Annotated in this window: 12 protein-coding genes; 1 reads left to right on the top strand and 11 read right to left on the bottom strand. The window is 64.9% G+C overall.

The annotated features are described in order from the left end of the window. Positions 1-40 precede the first annotated feature (40 nt). From RS897_RS12010 to proB, 3 genes are all read right to left on the bottom strand, one after another. A complete protein-coding gene (locus RS897_RS12010; RefSeq protein ID WP_315836774.1) occupies positions 41-784 on the bottom strand; it encodes a nicotinate-nucleotide adenylyltransferase in 744 nt (247 codons plus the stop codon). Continuing rightward, the gene (locus RS897_RS12005) at positions 781-2,097 is read right to left on the bottom strand and encodes a glutamate-5-semialdehyde dehydrogenase (protein WP_315836773.1); all 1,317 of its coding nucleotides are present in this window, start codon (positions 2,095-2,097) and stop codon (positions 781-783) included. Before RS897_RS12005 ends, RS897_RS12010 begins: the two co-directional genes overlap by 4 nt. Before the next feature lie 145 nt (positions 2,098-2,242). Then, positions 2,243-3,376 (bottom strand): glutamate 5-kinase, encoded by a 1,134-nt coding sequence (proB, locus tag RS897_RS12000; RefSeq protein WP_315836772.1) that lies wholly within the window; start codon positions 3,374-3,376, stop codon positions 2,243-2,245. A 336-nt stretch (positions 3,377-3,712) separates the two neighbouring features. On the opposite strand from proB, the gene RS897_RS11995 reads away from it, so the two are divergent. Next, positions 3,713-5,827: a hybrid sensor histidine kinase/response regulator gene (locus tag RS897_RS11995; RefSeq protein WP_315836771.1), complete on the top strand. Its 2,115-nt coding sequence runs from the start codon at positions 3,713-3,715 to the stop codon at positions 5,825-5,827. A 30-nt stretch (positions 5,828-5,857) separates the two neighbouring features. On the opposite strand, the gene RS897_RS11990 is transcribed toward RS897_RS11995, so the two are convergent. From RS897_RS11990 to RS897_RS11955, 8 genes are all read right to left on the bottom strand, one after another. Next, positions 5,858-8,143 (bottom strand): PBP1A family penicillin-binding protein, encoded by a 2,286-nt coding sequence (locus RS897_RS11990; protein WP_315836770.1) that lies wholly within the window; start codon positions 8,141-8,143, stop codon positions 5,858-5,860. Positions 8,144-8,256: 113 nt separating this feature from the next. Beyond that, positions 8,257-8,619 (bottom strand): DUF1304 domain-containing protein, encoded by a 363-nt coding sequence (locus tag RS897_RS11985; protein WP_315836769.1) that lies wholly within the window; start codon positions 8,617-8,619, stop codon positions 8,257-8,259. A 124-nt stretch (positions 8,620-8,743) separates the two neighbouring features. Next, positions 8,744-8,992, bottom strand: a complete 249-nt coding sequence (locus RS897_RS11980; RefSeq protein WP_315836768.1) for a helix-turn-helix domain-containing protein — start codon at positions 8,990-8,992, stop codon at positions 8,744-8,746. A gap of 134 nt (positions 8,993-9,126) precedes the next feature. Beyond that, entirely contained in the window at positions 9,127-10,176 is a 1,050-nt protein-coding gene (locus RS897_RS11975) for an Ldh family oxidoreductase (protein ID WP_315836767.1), read from the bottom strand. A gap of 30 nt (positions 10,177-10,206) precedes the next feature. Then, a complete protein-coding gene (locus RS897_RS11970) occupies positions 10,207-11,550 on the bottom strand; it encodes an MFS transporter (RefSeq protein WP_315836766.1) in 1,344 nt (447 codons plus the stop codon). A 64-nt stretch (positions 11,551-11,614) separates the two neighbouring features. Further along, positions 11,615-12,592 carry a DUF6282 family protein gene (locus tag RS897_RS11965; protein ID WP_315836765.1) on the bottom strand — a complete coding sequence of 326 codons (978 nt, stop codon included), beginning with the start codon at positions 12,590-12,592 and terminating at the stop codon, positions 11,615-11,617. A gap of 12 nt (positions 12,593-12,604) precedes the next feature. Further along, positions 12,605-13,516, bottom strand: a complete 912-nt coding sequence (locus RS897_RS11960; RefSeq protein ID WP_315836764.1) for a cupin domain-containing protein — start codon at positions 13,514-13,516, stop codon at positions 12,605-12,607. Continuing rightward, positions 13,500-14,330, bottom strand: coding sequence for an HpcH/HpaI aldolase family protein (locus RS897_RS11955; RefSeq protein ID WP_315836763.1), 831 nt, complete (start codon positions 14,328-14,330; stop codon positions 13,500-13,502). Before RS897_RS11955 ends, RS897_RS11960 begins: the two co-directional genes overlap by 17 nt. Positions 14,331-14,455 lie beyond the last annotated feature (125 nt).

Below are 14,455 nucleotides of genomic sequence, written 5' to 3'. Positions count from 1 at the left end.
GGCGCCCGATGACCATATTACGCAGGTTGAGTTAATGGTTTCAATCGTCCAAACGTCCGGTTGAATCGTCTTTGTTGTCTGTGTCTTTTGCGTCAGTCTTTTTGTCGCCAGTCTTTGTATCGCAAGTCTTTGTATCAGCAGTGTCGCTCTTCCAACTGCCGTCCCGGTTCCGTAGGGACGTGGACGACATATTCAGCTTCAGGCCGGTCAGAAAAGCCCACGCCGGCGCGCGGCGGGTTGCGAGCAGTCCGGCGCTTTGCTCGCTAACTCTATATGGGGCGAGCGCCTGGGCTGCGGGAGAGGCCAGGGCGCGGATACTTTGGGGTGAACGGTCGATCACCGCGATCGGGACCTGGCCAGCAATGAGCTGCCAGTTTCTCCAGCGATGGAACTGCGCAAGGTTGTCAGCGCCCATGATCCAGACAAAGCGAACATCCGCACAACGGCGACGCAGATACGCGATGGTATCCGCAGTGTAGCGAGTGCCAATGACAGCTTCGAGACATGTCACATCGATGCGCGGATCGTCGGCCATCGCCTGTGCTGCGACAGCACGTTCCCTGAGTTCGTGCAGCGCGCTGGTATCCTTTAACGGATTGCCTGGCGACACCAGCCACCAGACGCGATCCAGCCGCAGCCGCTTCATGGTGAACAGGCTGATGGCGCGATGCGCCGCATGTGGCGGGTTGAACGAACCGCCGAGCAAACCGATGCGCATGCCGTCCGCGTAAGGCGGCAACGCTCGTTCGATCTCGGATCTCGCGCGCTGCGAGGATGTGGTCACGGGCGGGTCTGCCCCGTGCCATGAATGCGATATTTGAAGCTGGTCAGCTGCTCGGCGCCGACCGGCCCGCGAGCGTGGAATTTGCCGGTGGCGATGCCGATTTCGGCGCCGAAGCCGAATTCGCCGCCGTCAGCGAACTGCGTCGAGGCGTTATGAAGCACGATGGCGGAATCGACTTCGATGAGGAATTTTTCCGCGGCGGCGCGGTCTTCGCTGACAATGGCGTCGGTGTGATGCGAGCCATAGTGCTCGATATGCGCGATCGCTTCGTCGACATTGCCGACGATCTTCGCGGCAATGATGGCGTCCTCGTATTCCGTCGCCCAGTCTTCTTCGGTCACCGGTTTGACCCGCGCGTCGACGCGTTGCACGTCGGCATCGCCGCGCACTTCGCAGTTGGCATCGAGCAGCATGGTGACCAGCGGCTTGAGGTGCGTGGCAGCGGCATCGCGTTCGATCAGCAGCGTTTCGGCCGCGCCGCAGACACCGGTGCGGCGCATCTTGGCGTTCAGCACCACCGACTTCGCCATGTCGAGGCCTGCGGTGTGATCGACGTAGACGTGATTGACGCCTTCGAGATGGGCGAACACTGGCACGCGCGCTTCCGCTTCGACGCGCCCCACCAGGCTCTTGCCGCCGCGCGGCACGATCAGGTCGACGGTGCCATCGAGACCACTGAGCAGCAGCCCGACCGCGGCACGATCGCGGGTGGGCACGAAACTGATCGCGGCTTCCGGCAGGCCGGCTTCGCGCAGTCCCGCAACGAGGCATTGATGAATGGCCTGACCCGAGCGGAAACTTTCCGAGCCGCCGCGCAGGATCACGGCATTGCCGGATTTCAGGCACAGCACGCCGGCGTCCGCGGTGACGTTGGGCCGGCTCTCGAAAATCACCGCCACCACGCCGAGCGGCACGCGCACGCGTTCGATGGTCATGCCGTTGGGACGCTGCCAGCGCTCGGTCACTTTGCCGACGGGATCGGCAATGTTGCGCACGATGCGGATGCCGTCGGCCATGCCGGCGACGCGGGCCTCGGTAAGAACCAGTCGGTCGATGAAGGCGGAGCTTGCACCATTGGCGCGGGCTTCAGCGACATCCTCCGCATTGGCGGCGAGGATCGCCGGCACGGAATTGCGGATCGCCCGCTCCATCGCCTCCAGCGCCCGGTTTTTCTGTTCCGCCGGCGCCAGCGCCAATTGGCGCGCCGCCGCCTTGGCGCGCTTGGCGAGGTCGCCGATTAGCGACGGCAAATCCTGCGTGCTGCCCGCGTTCAGATCCTGGGTTGTTTGCACGGCTTTCAGAGACGCGGTCATGGAGTGTCCGGTGTTCGATAAGGTCCTGTTCTAGCACCCCAATTCAGGAATCGCGAGGGACTAGGCGACATTGCTGCGATGCGGGCCCACTGGCCGATATAGGGCCGGATCGGCCATTGGCCCAGAGGCCGGCTCGCGCGATGGCTCAATCACCGTGTTTCGGCCCGATCACCAGGTCGTCGCGGTGGATCATCTCCGACCGTCCGGAAATGCCCAGGATCGCCATCACATCCGCGGACGAGCGGCCCTTGATCCGGTCGGCATCGGGGGCGTCATAGGCGACCAGGCCGCGCCCGATTTCATGGGTATCGGGGTCGCGCACGATCACCGCGTCGCCGCGGGCGAACTGCCCGTCGACCCGGATCACGCCGGCCGGCAGCAGGCTCCGTCCCGTGCGTAGCGCCGCCACGGCGCCGGCATCGATGGTCAGGGTGCCCTTCGGCTCCAGCGACCCGGCGATCCAGCGCTTGCGGGCGGTGACGGGGTTGGCTGGCGTCAGAAACCAGGTGCAGCGGCCGCCGTCGGCGATATTTTGCAGCGGATGCTCGATCTTGCCGGAGGCGATCAGCATGTGGGTGCCCGCGGTGGTGGCGATCTTGGCGGCTTCGATCTTGGTGGCCATGCCGCCGCGTGACAGCTCGGATTCCGCGGCCCCCGCCATCGCCTCGATCTCGGCGGTGATGCTGTCGACCTGCGGGATCAGTTTGGCATTGGGATTGGCACCCGGCGGTGCGTCGTAGAGGCCGTCGATATCCGACAGCAGGATCAGGAGGTCGGCGCTCGCCATGGTGGCGACGCGGGCCGCCAGCCGGTCGTTGTCGCCGTAGCGGATCTCGTTGGTCGCCACCGTGTCGTTTTCGTTGATCACCGGCACGGCGCGCCATTCCAGCAGCTTGCCGATGGTGGAGCGCGCGTTCAGGTAGCGGCGGCGCTCCTCGGTGTCCTGCAGGGTCACCAGGATCTGCCCGCTGCCGATGCCGTGATGGCCCAACACCTCGGACCAGGTGCGCGCCAGCGCGATCTGGCCGACCGCGGCTGCGGCCTGGCTCTCTTCCAGTTTCAGGGGCCCGCGCGGCAGCTTCAGGCGGCTGCGTCCCAGCGCGATCGAACCGGAGGAGACGATCATGATGTCGCGCCCCTCGCCGTGCAGCTTGGCCACGTCGGCGGCAAGCGCCGCCAGCCAGGTTTCGCGAACGCTGCCTTTGGCCGCATCGATCAGCAGCGACGAGCCGACCTTGACCACAATCCGGCGAAAATTCTTGAGTTCGGGACGAGACATATCTGCAGCATGATCGGGGGTGCGGGCGGGCGCGTCGATGGCTCGCCGGGTTGCACAAATCCCTGTCACACGCAGCCCGTTTTGGCAATTGCGAGGGCCGGTTACCGGACAGCGGGTCGACCAAAACACGGTGTTGCCACAAACAATCCGGTGCCGGCGATGCCCCGGGATGCGGCAGACTACGTAGAGGTTATCGAATGTTGATCGGCCGGCCGGGACAGCGCTTTGCGCCGCGCCCGGGTTCCTCTACGCTGGCCCCTGACCCCGCATCATCGGGTTGAACCGCGTACGGGCTGAATGCCAAACCGGGACAGGGCACCGCTTCGCTTTCTGAAGTTGACCGTTGCCGCGTGCTTCGTGGTGCCGTCGCTGCTGTTTTTATACGTTGCGGCGCTGGAGTGGCGCAGTGCGTCGCATCAGGCCGATGAGCGGCTCGAAACCAATCTCAACATTCTGCAGGAGCACGCGCTCAAGGTTCTCGAAACCATCGAGCGGACCATTGCCGAGGTCGACCAGATGACCGACGGCGTCTCCGACGCGGCGCTGATCAAACGCGAGCCGCAATTGCATCAGCGTCTGAGCCAGATCGTGACGGCGCTGCCGCAGATCCAGTCGATTGCGATCGTGGGGGCCGACGGTTGGCTCCGGGTGTCGACGCAGGGGTCGCCGCCGGTGCAGCAGGATCAGTCGCAGCTCGATTATTTCAAGACACTGTCCACGTCCGACAGCGGCACCTACATCGGTCAGGTGCTGATGGCGCCGGGACGGGTGCGACCGTCCTTCAATGTGGCGCGCCGCCGCCGGACCGAGAATGGCGTGTTCGACGGCGTTATCGTCGCATCGGTGCCGCCGTCCTATTTCGACTCCTTCTACAGCCGCATCATTGGTGTCACCACCCAGGGAACGGCGATGAGCCTGATCCGGTCCGATGGCGCATTGCTGGTGCGCTATCCGGCGCCCGAGAACGCGGTCCCGCTGCCGGCTACGGTGGCCTTCGTCCACAACATCGAGAAAGAGCCCGAGGCGGGATACTACGTCGGCACCTCCGCTTTCGATGGGCAGTGGCGGCGCGTGGCCTATCGGCGGCTGAGCGGCTATCCGGTCTATGTGCTGGCCAGCGTGTCGGAGGGCGCGATCCGCAACGACTGGCTGGCGTTCATGGGAACGCACATGATCTTCGGCGTGCCGGCGACGCTGTTGATGATCGCGATCAGCTGGCTCGCGCTGCGACGAACCCGCGCGCTCTACGCCGAGATGGATGCGCGCGAACGTGCCGAAGGCGCGCTACGCCAGTCCCAGCGTCTGGAGATCGTCGGCCAGTTGACTGGCGGCATCGCCCACGATTTCAACAATCTGCTGATGGTGGTGATGGGCGGTGTCGATCGGCTGCGGCGCGACATCAGTGATCCCAAGGGCGTCAAGACGCTGGACATGATCGCCTCCGCGGCCAAGCGCGGCGAAAATCTGATCCGGCATCTTTTGACCTTCTCGCGCCGGCAGGCGATCACGCCGGCGACCGTCGATGTCGGGCGTTTCCTGTCCCAGATGGAAGATGTGCTGCGCGGGTCCATCAAGGGCGACATCACACTGAACGTGATGATGCCGTCGCAGTCCTGCTTCGCCAGGGTCGATGCCGGCGAACTCGAACTTGCGCTGCTCAACCTCGCGGTCAATGCCCGCGATGCCATGCCGAACGGCGGGCGACTGACGCTGTCGGCGGTGCCGATCGTGCTGTCGGGCGATGCGAAATACGACGGCCTGAGCGGGGACTTTATTGCATTTCGCGTCATCGACAGCGGTGAGGGCATTCCGCCCGAGGTGCTGGCGCGGGTGTTCGAGCCGTTCTTCACCACCAAGCCGCCGGGGCAAGGCACCGGGCTCGGCCTTAGTCAGGTCTACGGGTTTGCCAAGCAGTCCGGCGGCACCGTTGCGATCGACACCGCGCCGTCGCTCGGCAGCACAGTGACGTTGGTGATTCCACGCGCCCAGGCGCCGGCCGACCACACCGTGGGATTTGCTGCCGTGCCCGCCACGGCTGACGACGCCGGCAAGACTCAGTCCTCGGGACACAAAGCCAAGGTGCTGCTGGTCGAGGACAGCGAAGAGGTGGCGCAGGTGTCCCGCGAATATCTCGAGCGCATCGGCCACACCGTGGTGACCGTCACCAACGGCGTCGATGCGCTGGCGGCGCTGAGCAATGTGAAGGGTATCGACATCGTGCTGTCGGATATCGTGATGCCCGGCGAGATGGATGGCCTCGATGTGGCGCGGCAGGTGCGCACGCAGTTTCCCGGGCTGCCGATCATCCTGGTCACCGGCTATAGCAGCAGCGCCAACGCCGCGCGCCGCGAGGGCTTCGAGGTGCTGCGCAAGCCCTACAATATCACCCGCATTGCCCGCGCGATCGAAACGCATCTCGCCAAGCGGACGAAGAGTGCGGCGAACGGGTGAGCACGAGCATCAGGCTCGGTTGTTAATTCGCTACCGTCGTCCGCCAAACAGCCGATCCACCAGCCAGCCGTCAAGACCGGCGGAGGCTTCGGGGCGAGCGTTGGTTTGTGCCACCTGCGGCCGGCCGCCACCGCCGCCATAGGTCTGCGGCGGCGGGGCTGATTGTTGCGGATACGGATTGGGGTATTGCGCGGGATACGGATTCTGCGACGCGCTTTGCACGTTGCTCGGCGGCGGCGTCTGATTCCCGCCCGAGGGTTGCGAGTTGCCGCCGAACGTGGTCGCAAGATTCGAGAAGAAGCCGCGATCGGACGCCGGCAGCGCCGCCACCGGCACGTTCTGATGCGCCGTGCGCATGAAGCGCGTCCAGACGTCGACGGGGAGGCCGCCGCCGGTGGCTTTCTTGGTCGGCGAATTGTCGTCGTTGCCGAGCCACACGCCGGTGACGAGATTTGCCGTGTAGCCGATGAACCATGCGTCGCGGAAATCCTGGCTGGTGCCGGTTTTGCCGGCGGCCTGCCATCCCGGGAGCTCCGCCTTGCGCGCGGTGCCGCTGAGCAGCGTCTCCTGCATCATGGCATTCATCTGCGCGACATTGCGCGGCTCGATCACCTGATTGAGCGGATCCTGCGGCCGGGCATACAGCACCTTCTTGCCTTCGGTGGTCTTGATGCGGTTGATGACATGCGGCGAGATGCCCTTGCCGCCATTAGCGAACGGCGCATAGGCTCCAACCAGCTCCAGCACCGAGACCTCGGAGGTGCCGAGTGCGATCGAGGGATTGGCATCGAGCTTGGAGGAGATGCCGAGCCGGTGCGCGGTGCGCACCACGTTCTTCGGGCCGACTTCCAGGCCAAGCCGCACGGCAACGGTGTTCAACGACATCGCCAAGGCCTGCGTCAGCGTCACCGAGCCGAAATATTGATGGGTGTAGTTCTCGGGCTTCCAGCCCTTGACGTCGATCGGCGCGTCCTGCCGGATCGTTTCCGGTGTCAGGCCCTGCTCGAGCGCAGTGAGATAAACAAACGGCTTGAAGGCGGAGCCCGGCTGCCGTTTGGCGGTGACGGCGCGATTGTACTGGCTGTCGGCATAGTTGCGGCCGCCGACCATGGCGCGCACCGAACCGTCGGGCGTCATCGCCACCAGCGCGCCCTGCGAGACATTGAACTTGACGCTCTTGGCCGCGAGTTCGTCGATGATGGCGGCTTCGGCAACGCCTTGCAGCTTCGGATCGATCGAGGTCTCGACCGTGACATCCTGATCGATTTGGCCGACCAGGTCGTCGAGCACTTCGGCGATCCAGTCCGCGACATAGTTGACGGTGCCGGCGCCGACCGGTTTCACCGCGTAAGACGGATGGCCGATATTGGCGGTGGCCTGCGCTTCGGTGATGAAGCCGGCATCGGCCATCGCGGTGAGGACGATCTGGGCGCGGCGCTCGGCGCCCTCCGGATTACGGTTTGGTGCGAGACGTGACGGCGACTTGACCAGGCCCGCCAGCATCGCGGCTTCCGCGACGGTGACATTGCGCGCCGACTTGCCGAAATAGCGCTGCGCCGCGGCCTCGACACCGTAGGCGCCGGAGCCGAAATAGACCCGGTTCAAATACAGTTCCAGAATTTGCGCCTTGGAGTGCTTGCGCTCCAGCCAGATTGCGAGCTCGGCCTCCTGCAGCTTGCGCTGCATGGTGCGCTCCTGGGTCAGGAACAGGTTCTTGGCGAGCTGCTGGGTCAGCGTCGAGCCGCCTTGCGAGACGCCGCGATGCATCACGTTGGCGACCACGGCGCGGGCAATGCCCATCGGGTCGATGCCGAAATGCGAATAGAAGCGACGGTCCTCGATGGCGATGAAGGCTTTCGGCAGATAGGGCGGCAACTCTTTCAACGCGACATTGGCGCCGGCCATTTCGCCACGGTTCGCCAGCAGCGTGCCGTCGGCGCCGACGATCTGGATGGTGGGCGGCCGTTTCGGAATTTCCAGCGACTGGATCGACGGCAGATGCGCGCCGACCCAGATCACCACACCGACCACGCCGATCACGGCCCACAGGCCGAGCACCGCGCCCCAGTACACCAGCCGTCCAAGCCCGAGGCTTACGCCGCGCTTGCTGCGAGCCTTGCCGGCGCTTTTTTTCGGCTTGCGTTCGCGCGGCGGCTCGTCGCCGTCATCCGCAGGCGCCGCGCGCCGGCGTTTCGGCTTGTCCTCCTCGGAGGTGTGCACGCGGTCGTCAGCGCCGAGCCGCAATTCGTCAAGCGACGAACTCGGCCCAAACTTGGGCTCGCGGCGTCCGCTGCCGTTCCGCCGTGCTGATCCCATCCCGCAACTACCCACGCAAAACCGAACCGCCGCACGCTATCGGCGGCGGTTTAAGGCTGGGTTAAGCAGCGGTTAACGGCAAATTAGGGACCGTGGCGGGAGTGAATTGGGAATCAGGCCAGCCACAGCAAAATCAGCGCGATCAGCGCCGGCACCGCCTGCACATAAATGATCTTCGGCTTCACCGAGTAGCCGCCATAAAGGCCGGCGACGATGACGCACAGCAGGAAGAACGCCTTGACCTGAAAGCCGATGGCCGGATTGGGATGCACCAGGCCCCAGACCAGACCGGCGGCCAGAAAGCCATTGTACAGCCCCTGGTTGGCGGCCAGCACCGCCGTCTCGTGGGCCTTTTCCAAGGTGTTGCCGAAAGTCTTGAGTCCTTGTGGCTTGGTCCAGAGAAACATCTCCAGCACCAGGAAATAGGCATGCAGCAGCGCGACCAGCGCGACAAAGACGTTTGCGAGAACGGACATGATGGCTCCCCCCGGAAAGACCGATCGATTCGGTCAGCATACGCGGTTCCCGGCCGGTATCCATGGCGCAAGTTGGGGGACGAGAGATCTGATTCGGCAGATGCCGATCTACGGTTCGCCACGCTTAGGTGTGCGTCGATCCTCCGGGGGAAGGCACATCAACACCTTCCGCCGAATATTCCGAGATCTTGTTGCGCAGCGTTCGCACGGAAAGTCCGAGCAAGCGCGCCGAAGCGGTGCGATTGCCGTCTGTTCTCGCAAGTGTCTCCAGCACCAGATCGCGCTCGATGTCCCTGATAGGTGATCCCACCAGCCATCGTGTGAGACGGCGTCGCGACGCGCTGGAAATATGAGATCGCGGGGGCAGCCGCATCGATGGACTCCTTCACAACTGTTGCCCTCAGCCCCGCTGAGGGGACAGGATTATGGTTAATGAATCCTTAACGTGCCTTGAGAGAGGCCTCGCGCCGTCATGCGAACCGCGCACCGCAGGGGTTGTCCGATACCTCAGTGGCCAAGCCGTTCCGACGATCCCAGTTCGTCCGCGAGTCCGTCCAGCAACGTGGCGAGCGCGCGGGGGATCTGGATCAGGTCGGCGCCGTAGCGCGTGGCCCAGTTGCGCTCGCCCGGGGTGCGCAGCGGGCCGGCCTTCGCAGGCGACGACCGGATGCGATCCAGCGCCGCCGCGGCATCGGCGCGGAAATCGGCTTCGGGGCGGAAATGGGCGATGTCGATGGCGATAAACAGCAGCGAGCAGACGAACGGCTTCGACAGGTCGCCATACAGCGGCGGCACGTTGTCGCCGCCCGGCCCCTGCGCCAGCAGGCTGCACATCAGGTCGATGCCCAGCGCCAGGCCGAAGCCCTTGGCGCCGCCCGCGGGCAGCAGCATGCCTTCGATGGCTGCGGTCGGATCCGTGGTGGGCGCACCCTCTCGATCGACGGCCCATCCCGGCGGAAGCGATCGGCCGGCCTTCTCATAGGTGCGGATCTTGCCGAGTGCCGCTTCGCTCAACGCCATGTCCAGCACGAAGTCCGGTGCGTGCGCCGGCACGCCGATGGCGAGCGGATTGTTGCCGACCAGTTTGGTCAGGCCGTCCGGCGCCGGCATCATCGGCTTGGTGTTGCACATGGCAAGCCCGATGCAGCCATGGTCGCTGGCCTGCTGGGCATAACGGCCCGCGGCGCCGAAATGAAAGCTGTTGCGCACGGCGACCGTGCCGATGCCGAATTCCTTGCTGCGCGCGATCGCGAGTCCCATGGCATGGCGGCCGGCCAGATGGCCGAACATGCCGCGGGCATCCAGCACCGCGGTGGCCGCGCGGCTGTCCACCACCTGCGGCTCGTCAAACGTCGAGATGCTGCCGAGCCGCAGGCGGCGCAGATACATCTCGGCCTGCGACAGGCCGTGGGAGGGCAGGCCGGCCCGGTCGGCATCGACCAGCGCCAGACCCATCTCGGCCGCAGCCGATGGCGACAGGCCGGCGCGGGCGAACAGGTCGGTCAGGAATTGTGCGGCCTGCGTGACGCCAAGCGAGACGGTCTCGGTGATGGTCATTCGCTCATGCCGCCAGTGATGACGATAACATCACGACAAAACCTGCGAGCGTTTTGCTTCCGTCGCCGCAACGGATGTCAGCGTGAAGCCCGTGCCGGGCGCGACCCGCCAGGTCATCAGCATGACCAGCGCGCTGACAACGAGCACGGCGAGGCTGGCCGCCGGCACCGCCATGGCGGCCAGCGGGCTGCCCGCCCAGTGCGCCACCCATGGCATCAGGTTCTGCGCCGCAAACCCGCCCAGGCTGCCGATGGTGCTGATGGCGGCGATGGCCGCGGCTGCGTGCGCACCCTTGAAGATCTGCGAGGGCAGGTACCAGAAGCACGGAAACAGCAGCGAGATGCAGGGCGTGCCGACGGCGAGCGCCACATAACGCATCCAGTTTTGCGTCAGCAGCGTCGAGGTGAAGAACGCGGCCATGCCGCACAGTGCGATCAGCGCCATGCCGATCAGCACGGTGCGATGCTCGCGCAGATGACGCGGCAACCAGATCAGCACCACCGCCGCAACCGCCCAGGGCAGCGCGTTCAGCAGTCCATTCTGCGTGCCGGTGGTGCCGAAACCCTTCACCACGGTCGGCAGCCAGTAGATGATGCCGTAGAGCGCAAGCGTGATCATGGTGTAGACGAAGGAAAACCACCACACCCGCGGATCGATCAGCACGCGCAACGGATTGGTATGCATGGTCTGGGCGCTGTCGTCACGGCTCTGTTCCTGGGCGAGCCAGGTCTTCTCGGCGGGCTTGAGAAAGCCGGCCGTGGCGGGGCCGTCCGGCAGATACTTCAACAGCACCATCATCAGGATGATGGCCGGCAAGCCGGTGACGATGAACACCCATTGCCATCCGGCGAGGCCAAGCATGCCGTCGAAATCGAGCAGCGCGCCGCCGAACAGCGAGCCGAACATGTTGCCCAGCGGGCTGCCGATGGTCAGCAGCGCCACCGCCTGCACCCGGTAGCGCTTGGGAAACCACAGGGTCAGGTAGAAAATGATGCCTGGATAGGCGCCGGCTTCCGCCACGCCGACCAGGAAACGCACCGCCGCGAACATCGAACCGCTGAAGGTGAAGGCGAGCAGGACGGTCAGGATGCCCCAGGTGATCAGGATGCGGGCGAACCACAGCCGCGCGCCGTACCGGTGCGCGGCCAGTGCGCTCGGCACCTCGAACAGCGAATAGCCTATGAAGAACAGCGACGACGCCAGGCCGTAAGCGGTCTCCGACATGCCGAGGCTATGCACCATCTGCAGTTTGGCATAGCCGACATTGGAGCGGTCGATCACCGCCAGCAGCATCATGGCGGTGAGCAGCGGCATGATCCGCCACATGATGCGCCGCATCAGCACATCGCCGCTGTCGTGATCGATCGGACTCATAGTTCATTCCTCCCGGCGGAGCCGTTGCGACGGCTCTCTGCGGTGTTGGGTGGTTGTCTGAGGTCTATTCGGCGGCGTGCTGCGCTGCCGTGCGTTCCGCCGGCAGGTTCAGGAACGCTGCCGCATTGCCGCTGATCAGCTTTTTGATCGCGTCGCGCGGCATCTGCAGGTCCAGCAGCATCTGGGTGATGCTGCGGAAACCGTCGACCGGACGTTGCGATCCCACTAGGCCGAGGTCCGACGACAGGATGGTGTTGTCGACGCCGGCCACATCGATCAGGTGCGCCAGGTCGTCTGCGCTGTACTTCTTCGACTTGCCGTCGATGAACATGCAGATCGAATGCTCCATCGTCACGCCGCGCGCCACCAACTGGCGGATATCGGTGTCGCTGCAGCCGACGATGTAGGTCGGATGGTTGACCATCATCTTCTTGACACCGCGGCGGGCCGCCTCGTCGAACAGCAGATGCAGTTCGCTGGCATGCAGATGGCCGCCGGACAGGATGATGTCGGCTTCCGCAATCAGGTCGATCACCTGCTTGGTGTCGTCGGTCAGTTTGCCGTTGGCGTCGAGCGCGGTCAGTGGCGTCGGGTCGAGCATCTTCTGCGAGGTCTTCGGAAAGGTCTTGGCCTGTCCGCTGCTCTGCACATTGATATGGTTCGCCGCCGACAAGGTCGGCATCCAGACGATCTTGCCGCCGAGCTTGATGGCGTGGTCGACGGCGTGGGGGTTGATACCACCCGACGCATTGTTGAGCGCAACGCCGGAGTACAGCCGCACATTGGTCTCGGGAAACAGTTTCTCCAGCAGGATGGCGTGCGCCATGCCCGGGTAGAAATGATCCTTGTAGAGCACGGCGCGGAAACCTGCGGCGGCCGCGTCCATCAGCTCTTCATGATGGTCGAGAATCCGCGGCATTGCCGCGGGCCCCGAATGGCAATGCAGATCGATGGCGCCGACCAGGAGCTCCGCGACCTCGGCAGGGCGCGACAGCGGCGGCAGGGGAACGGTGTTGGGATAGGTTGTGGTGGTTTCGGCCATGATCTCTGCCTTTCAGATCGCGTGCGGCATCGGATAGTCGTCGGCGTTGAGCACCCATCCCGGCTTTTCGGAAAAATCCACCCGCGGAGGGCAGAAGATGTCGACCAGCAGATTGAGGCCCGGATCCATCGCCTGCGAGGTGTGGATTGACGGCGGCGGGATCACTGTGACGGACGGCGATCCGCAGACTTCATGATCATCGTTGCGCCATTGCCCCATGTCCGGGGTCCAGGGCCAGCGCAGGTGATGGATGAAGGTGCCGGCCAGCGCCAGCGAGCACTGCTCGAAGTCGTCATGGTGATGCGGCGACATCTTGGTGATGTCGCGCGGGCCGTTCTTCGGATCGAGGAAGTTCACCATGAAGGTGGAGCCGCGGAAAATCCGCCCGAACCGTCCCGGTGTCGGCGCGACCTCGAGGCTGTAGCTCCGCACCTTCGGGCCGCCGGCCGGATCGGGCCAGGCCTCGAACGGCGGAAGATTGGGATGCGGGGTCGCGTAGGAGGCGGCATTCGAACATAACAGCGCGAGGTCATCCGATTTCGCCGTCATCATGCGCACGACCTTGGCGGCCCCGAGCAGCTTCACGGAGCTTTTGCCGGCCGGCACGAAGCTGATGGAGTGGCCGCTGACGGTCACTTTCTGGCCGCCCCAGACGATCTCGGCGCCGGCGCCGGGATCGGACAGCAGCACCACATATTCGTCGGGCTGGTCGGCGCGGTTCAGCACGGCGCCTTTGTCAGCGTCGCTGTAGGCGATGATGAAGTTCTGGCCGCGAGCATACCAGGTGCGCGCGCCGTCCTTGGTCTCGGCCGGGGGCGTTTCATAGAACTTGGCGTATTCGGCGCCGGCGAAATGTGTCGCGGGCGTCGTGGTGCCGATCGGCGTTGCGGTGAGCGCGGCGCGGGGATCAGTGCTGTGATACATGGGCGGCTTCCTGGGCGGCTTCCGGGGTGTGGGTGAGCTTCTTGAAATCGGTGAGGGTTTGGGCTGCGGCGCGCCGCATCTGGCTCTGGTCCGAGGAGATGATGAAGGCGCTGGCGCCGAGGTCGGCGAAATCCTTGGCTTCGGCCACGCTGCCCACCATGACGCAGACCGGTTTGCGGACTTTGTTCGCGGCGGTAATGATGCGGGTCACCGCGTCACGCACGGCTGGTTCGGCAGATGATTTCGCGCCGAGCGCGACGGTGAGATCGCCACGGCCGATGAACAGGCCATGGATGCCGTCAACCGCGGCGATGGCGTCGATCTGGTCCAGAGCTTCCGGATCCTCGATCATGGCGATGGTGCACACCGAGGCGTCCTGCTCCTCGACCAGGCTCCACATCGGCGTGGCGCCGTAGCCGCCGGCGCGGGGCGAGCCGGAATAGCCGCGCTTGCCACCGCGGTAACGCGCCGCCGCGGCCACGGCCTGCGCCTTCTCCACACTGGCAACATGCGGCACCAGCACGCCCGCCGCGCCGCAGTCCAGGACGGACAGGATTTTTGCCGGATCGTCCGACGACACCCGAACGATGCCGGCAAGGTTGCTGGCCCGCGCAGCCAGCAGCACCACGTCGGTCATGGCGCGGTCGAACGGCGCATGCTCCTCGTCGATCACGACAAAGTCGTAGCCGAGCGCGCCGAAGATCTCGGTGGCGTGCGTGGTCGGTGTCTTGATGAAGCTGCCGACAGCCGGCTGCCGGTCGGTGAACCTGCGGCGGAACGTGGAATAATGTGGTCTGATGACGTCACCGGACAAGCTGATCCTCCCGAAAGGCTTTTGATCGACGTCAGCGCCGGATTTCGGCGCCGCGCCATGGCGTTAGCCGGACCATTGCAGCGAGGTCGGCTTTCGGCCATAGCTAATCCCCGTCGTTCCACCAG

The organism is Bradyrhizobium prioriisuperbiae (genome assembly GCF_032397745.1).
GTDB lineage: Bacteria > Pseudomonadota > Alphaproteobacteria > Rhizobiales > Xanthobacteraceae > Bradyrhizobium_A > Bradyrhizobium_A prioriisuperbiae.
The sequence above is the reverse complement of the archived record's forward strand: the minus strand, read 5'-3'. Positions and strand labels throughout refer to the sequence as shown.

Excerpts from the sequence above, each read along its gene's own strand:
- RS897_RS12005 (WP_315836773.1), bottom strand. The coding sequence starts at position 2,097 with ATGACCGCGTCTCTGAAAGCCGTGCAAACAACCCAGGATCTGAACGCG.
- proB (WP_315836772.1), bottom strand. The coding sequence starts at position 3,376 with ATGTCTCGTCCCGAACTCAAGAATTTTCGCCGGATTGTGGTCAAGGTC.
- RS897_RS11990 (WP_315836770.1), bottom strand. The coding sequence starts at position 8,143 with ATGGGATCAGCACGGCGGAACGGCAGCGGACGCCGCGAGCCCAAGTTT.
- RS897_RS11985 (WP_315836769.1), bottom strand. The coding sequence starts at position 8,619 with ATGTCCGTTCTCGCAAACGTCTTTGTCGCGCTGGTCGCGCTGCTGCAT.
- RS897_RS11980 (WP_315836768.1), bottom strand. The coding sequence starts at position 8,992 with ATGCGGCTGCCCCCGCGATCTCATATTTCCAGCGCGTCGCGACGCCGT.
- RS897_RS11975 (WP_315836767.1), bottom strand. The coding sequence starts at position 10,176 with ATGACCATCACCGAGACCGTCTCGCTTGGCGTCACGCAGGCCGCACAA.
- RS897_RS11970 (WP_315836766.1), bottom strand. The coding sequence starts at position 11,550 with ATGAGTCCGATCGATCACGACAGCGGCGATGTGCTGATGCGGCGCATC.
- RS897_RS11965 (WP_315836765.1), bottom strand. The coding sequence starts at position 12,592 with ATGGCCGAAACCACCACAACCTATCCCAACACCGTTCCCCTGCCGCCG.
- RS897_RS11960 (WP_315836764.1), bottom strand. The coding sequence starts at position 13,516 with ATGTATCACAGCACTGATCCCCGCGCCGCGCTCACCGCAACGCCGATC.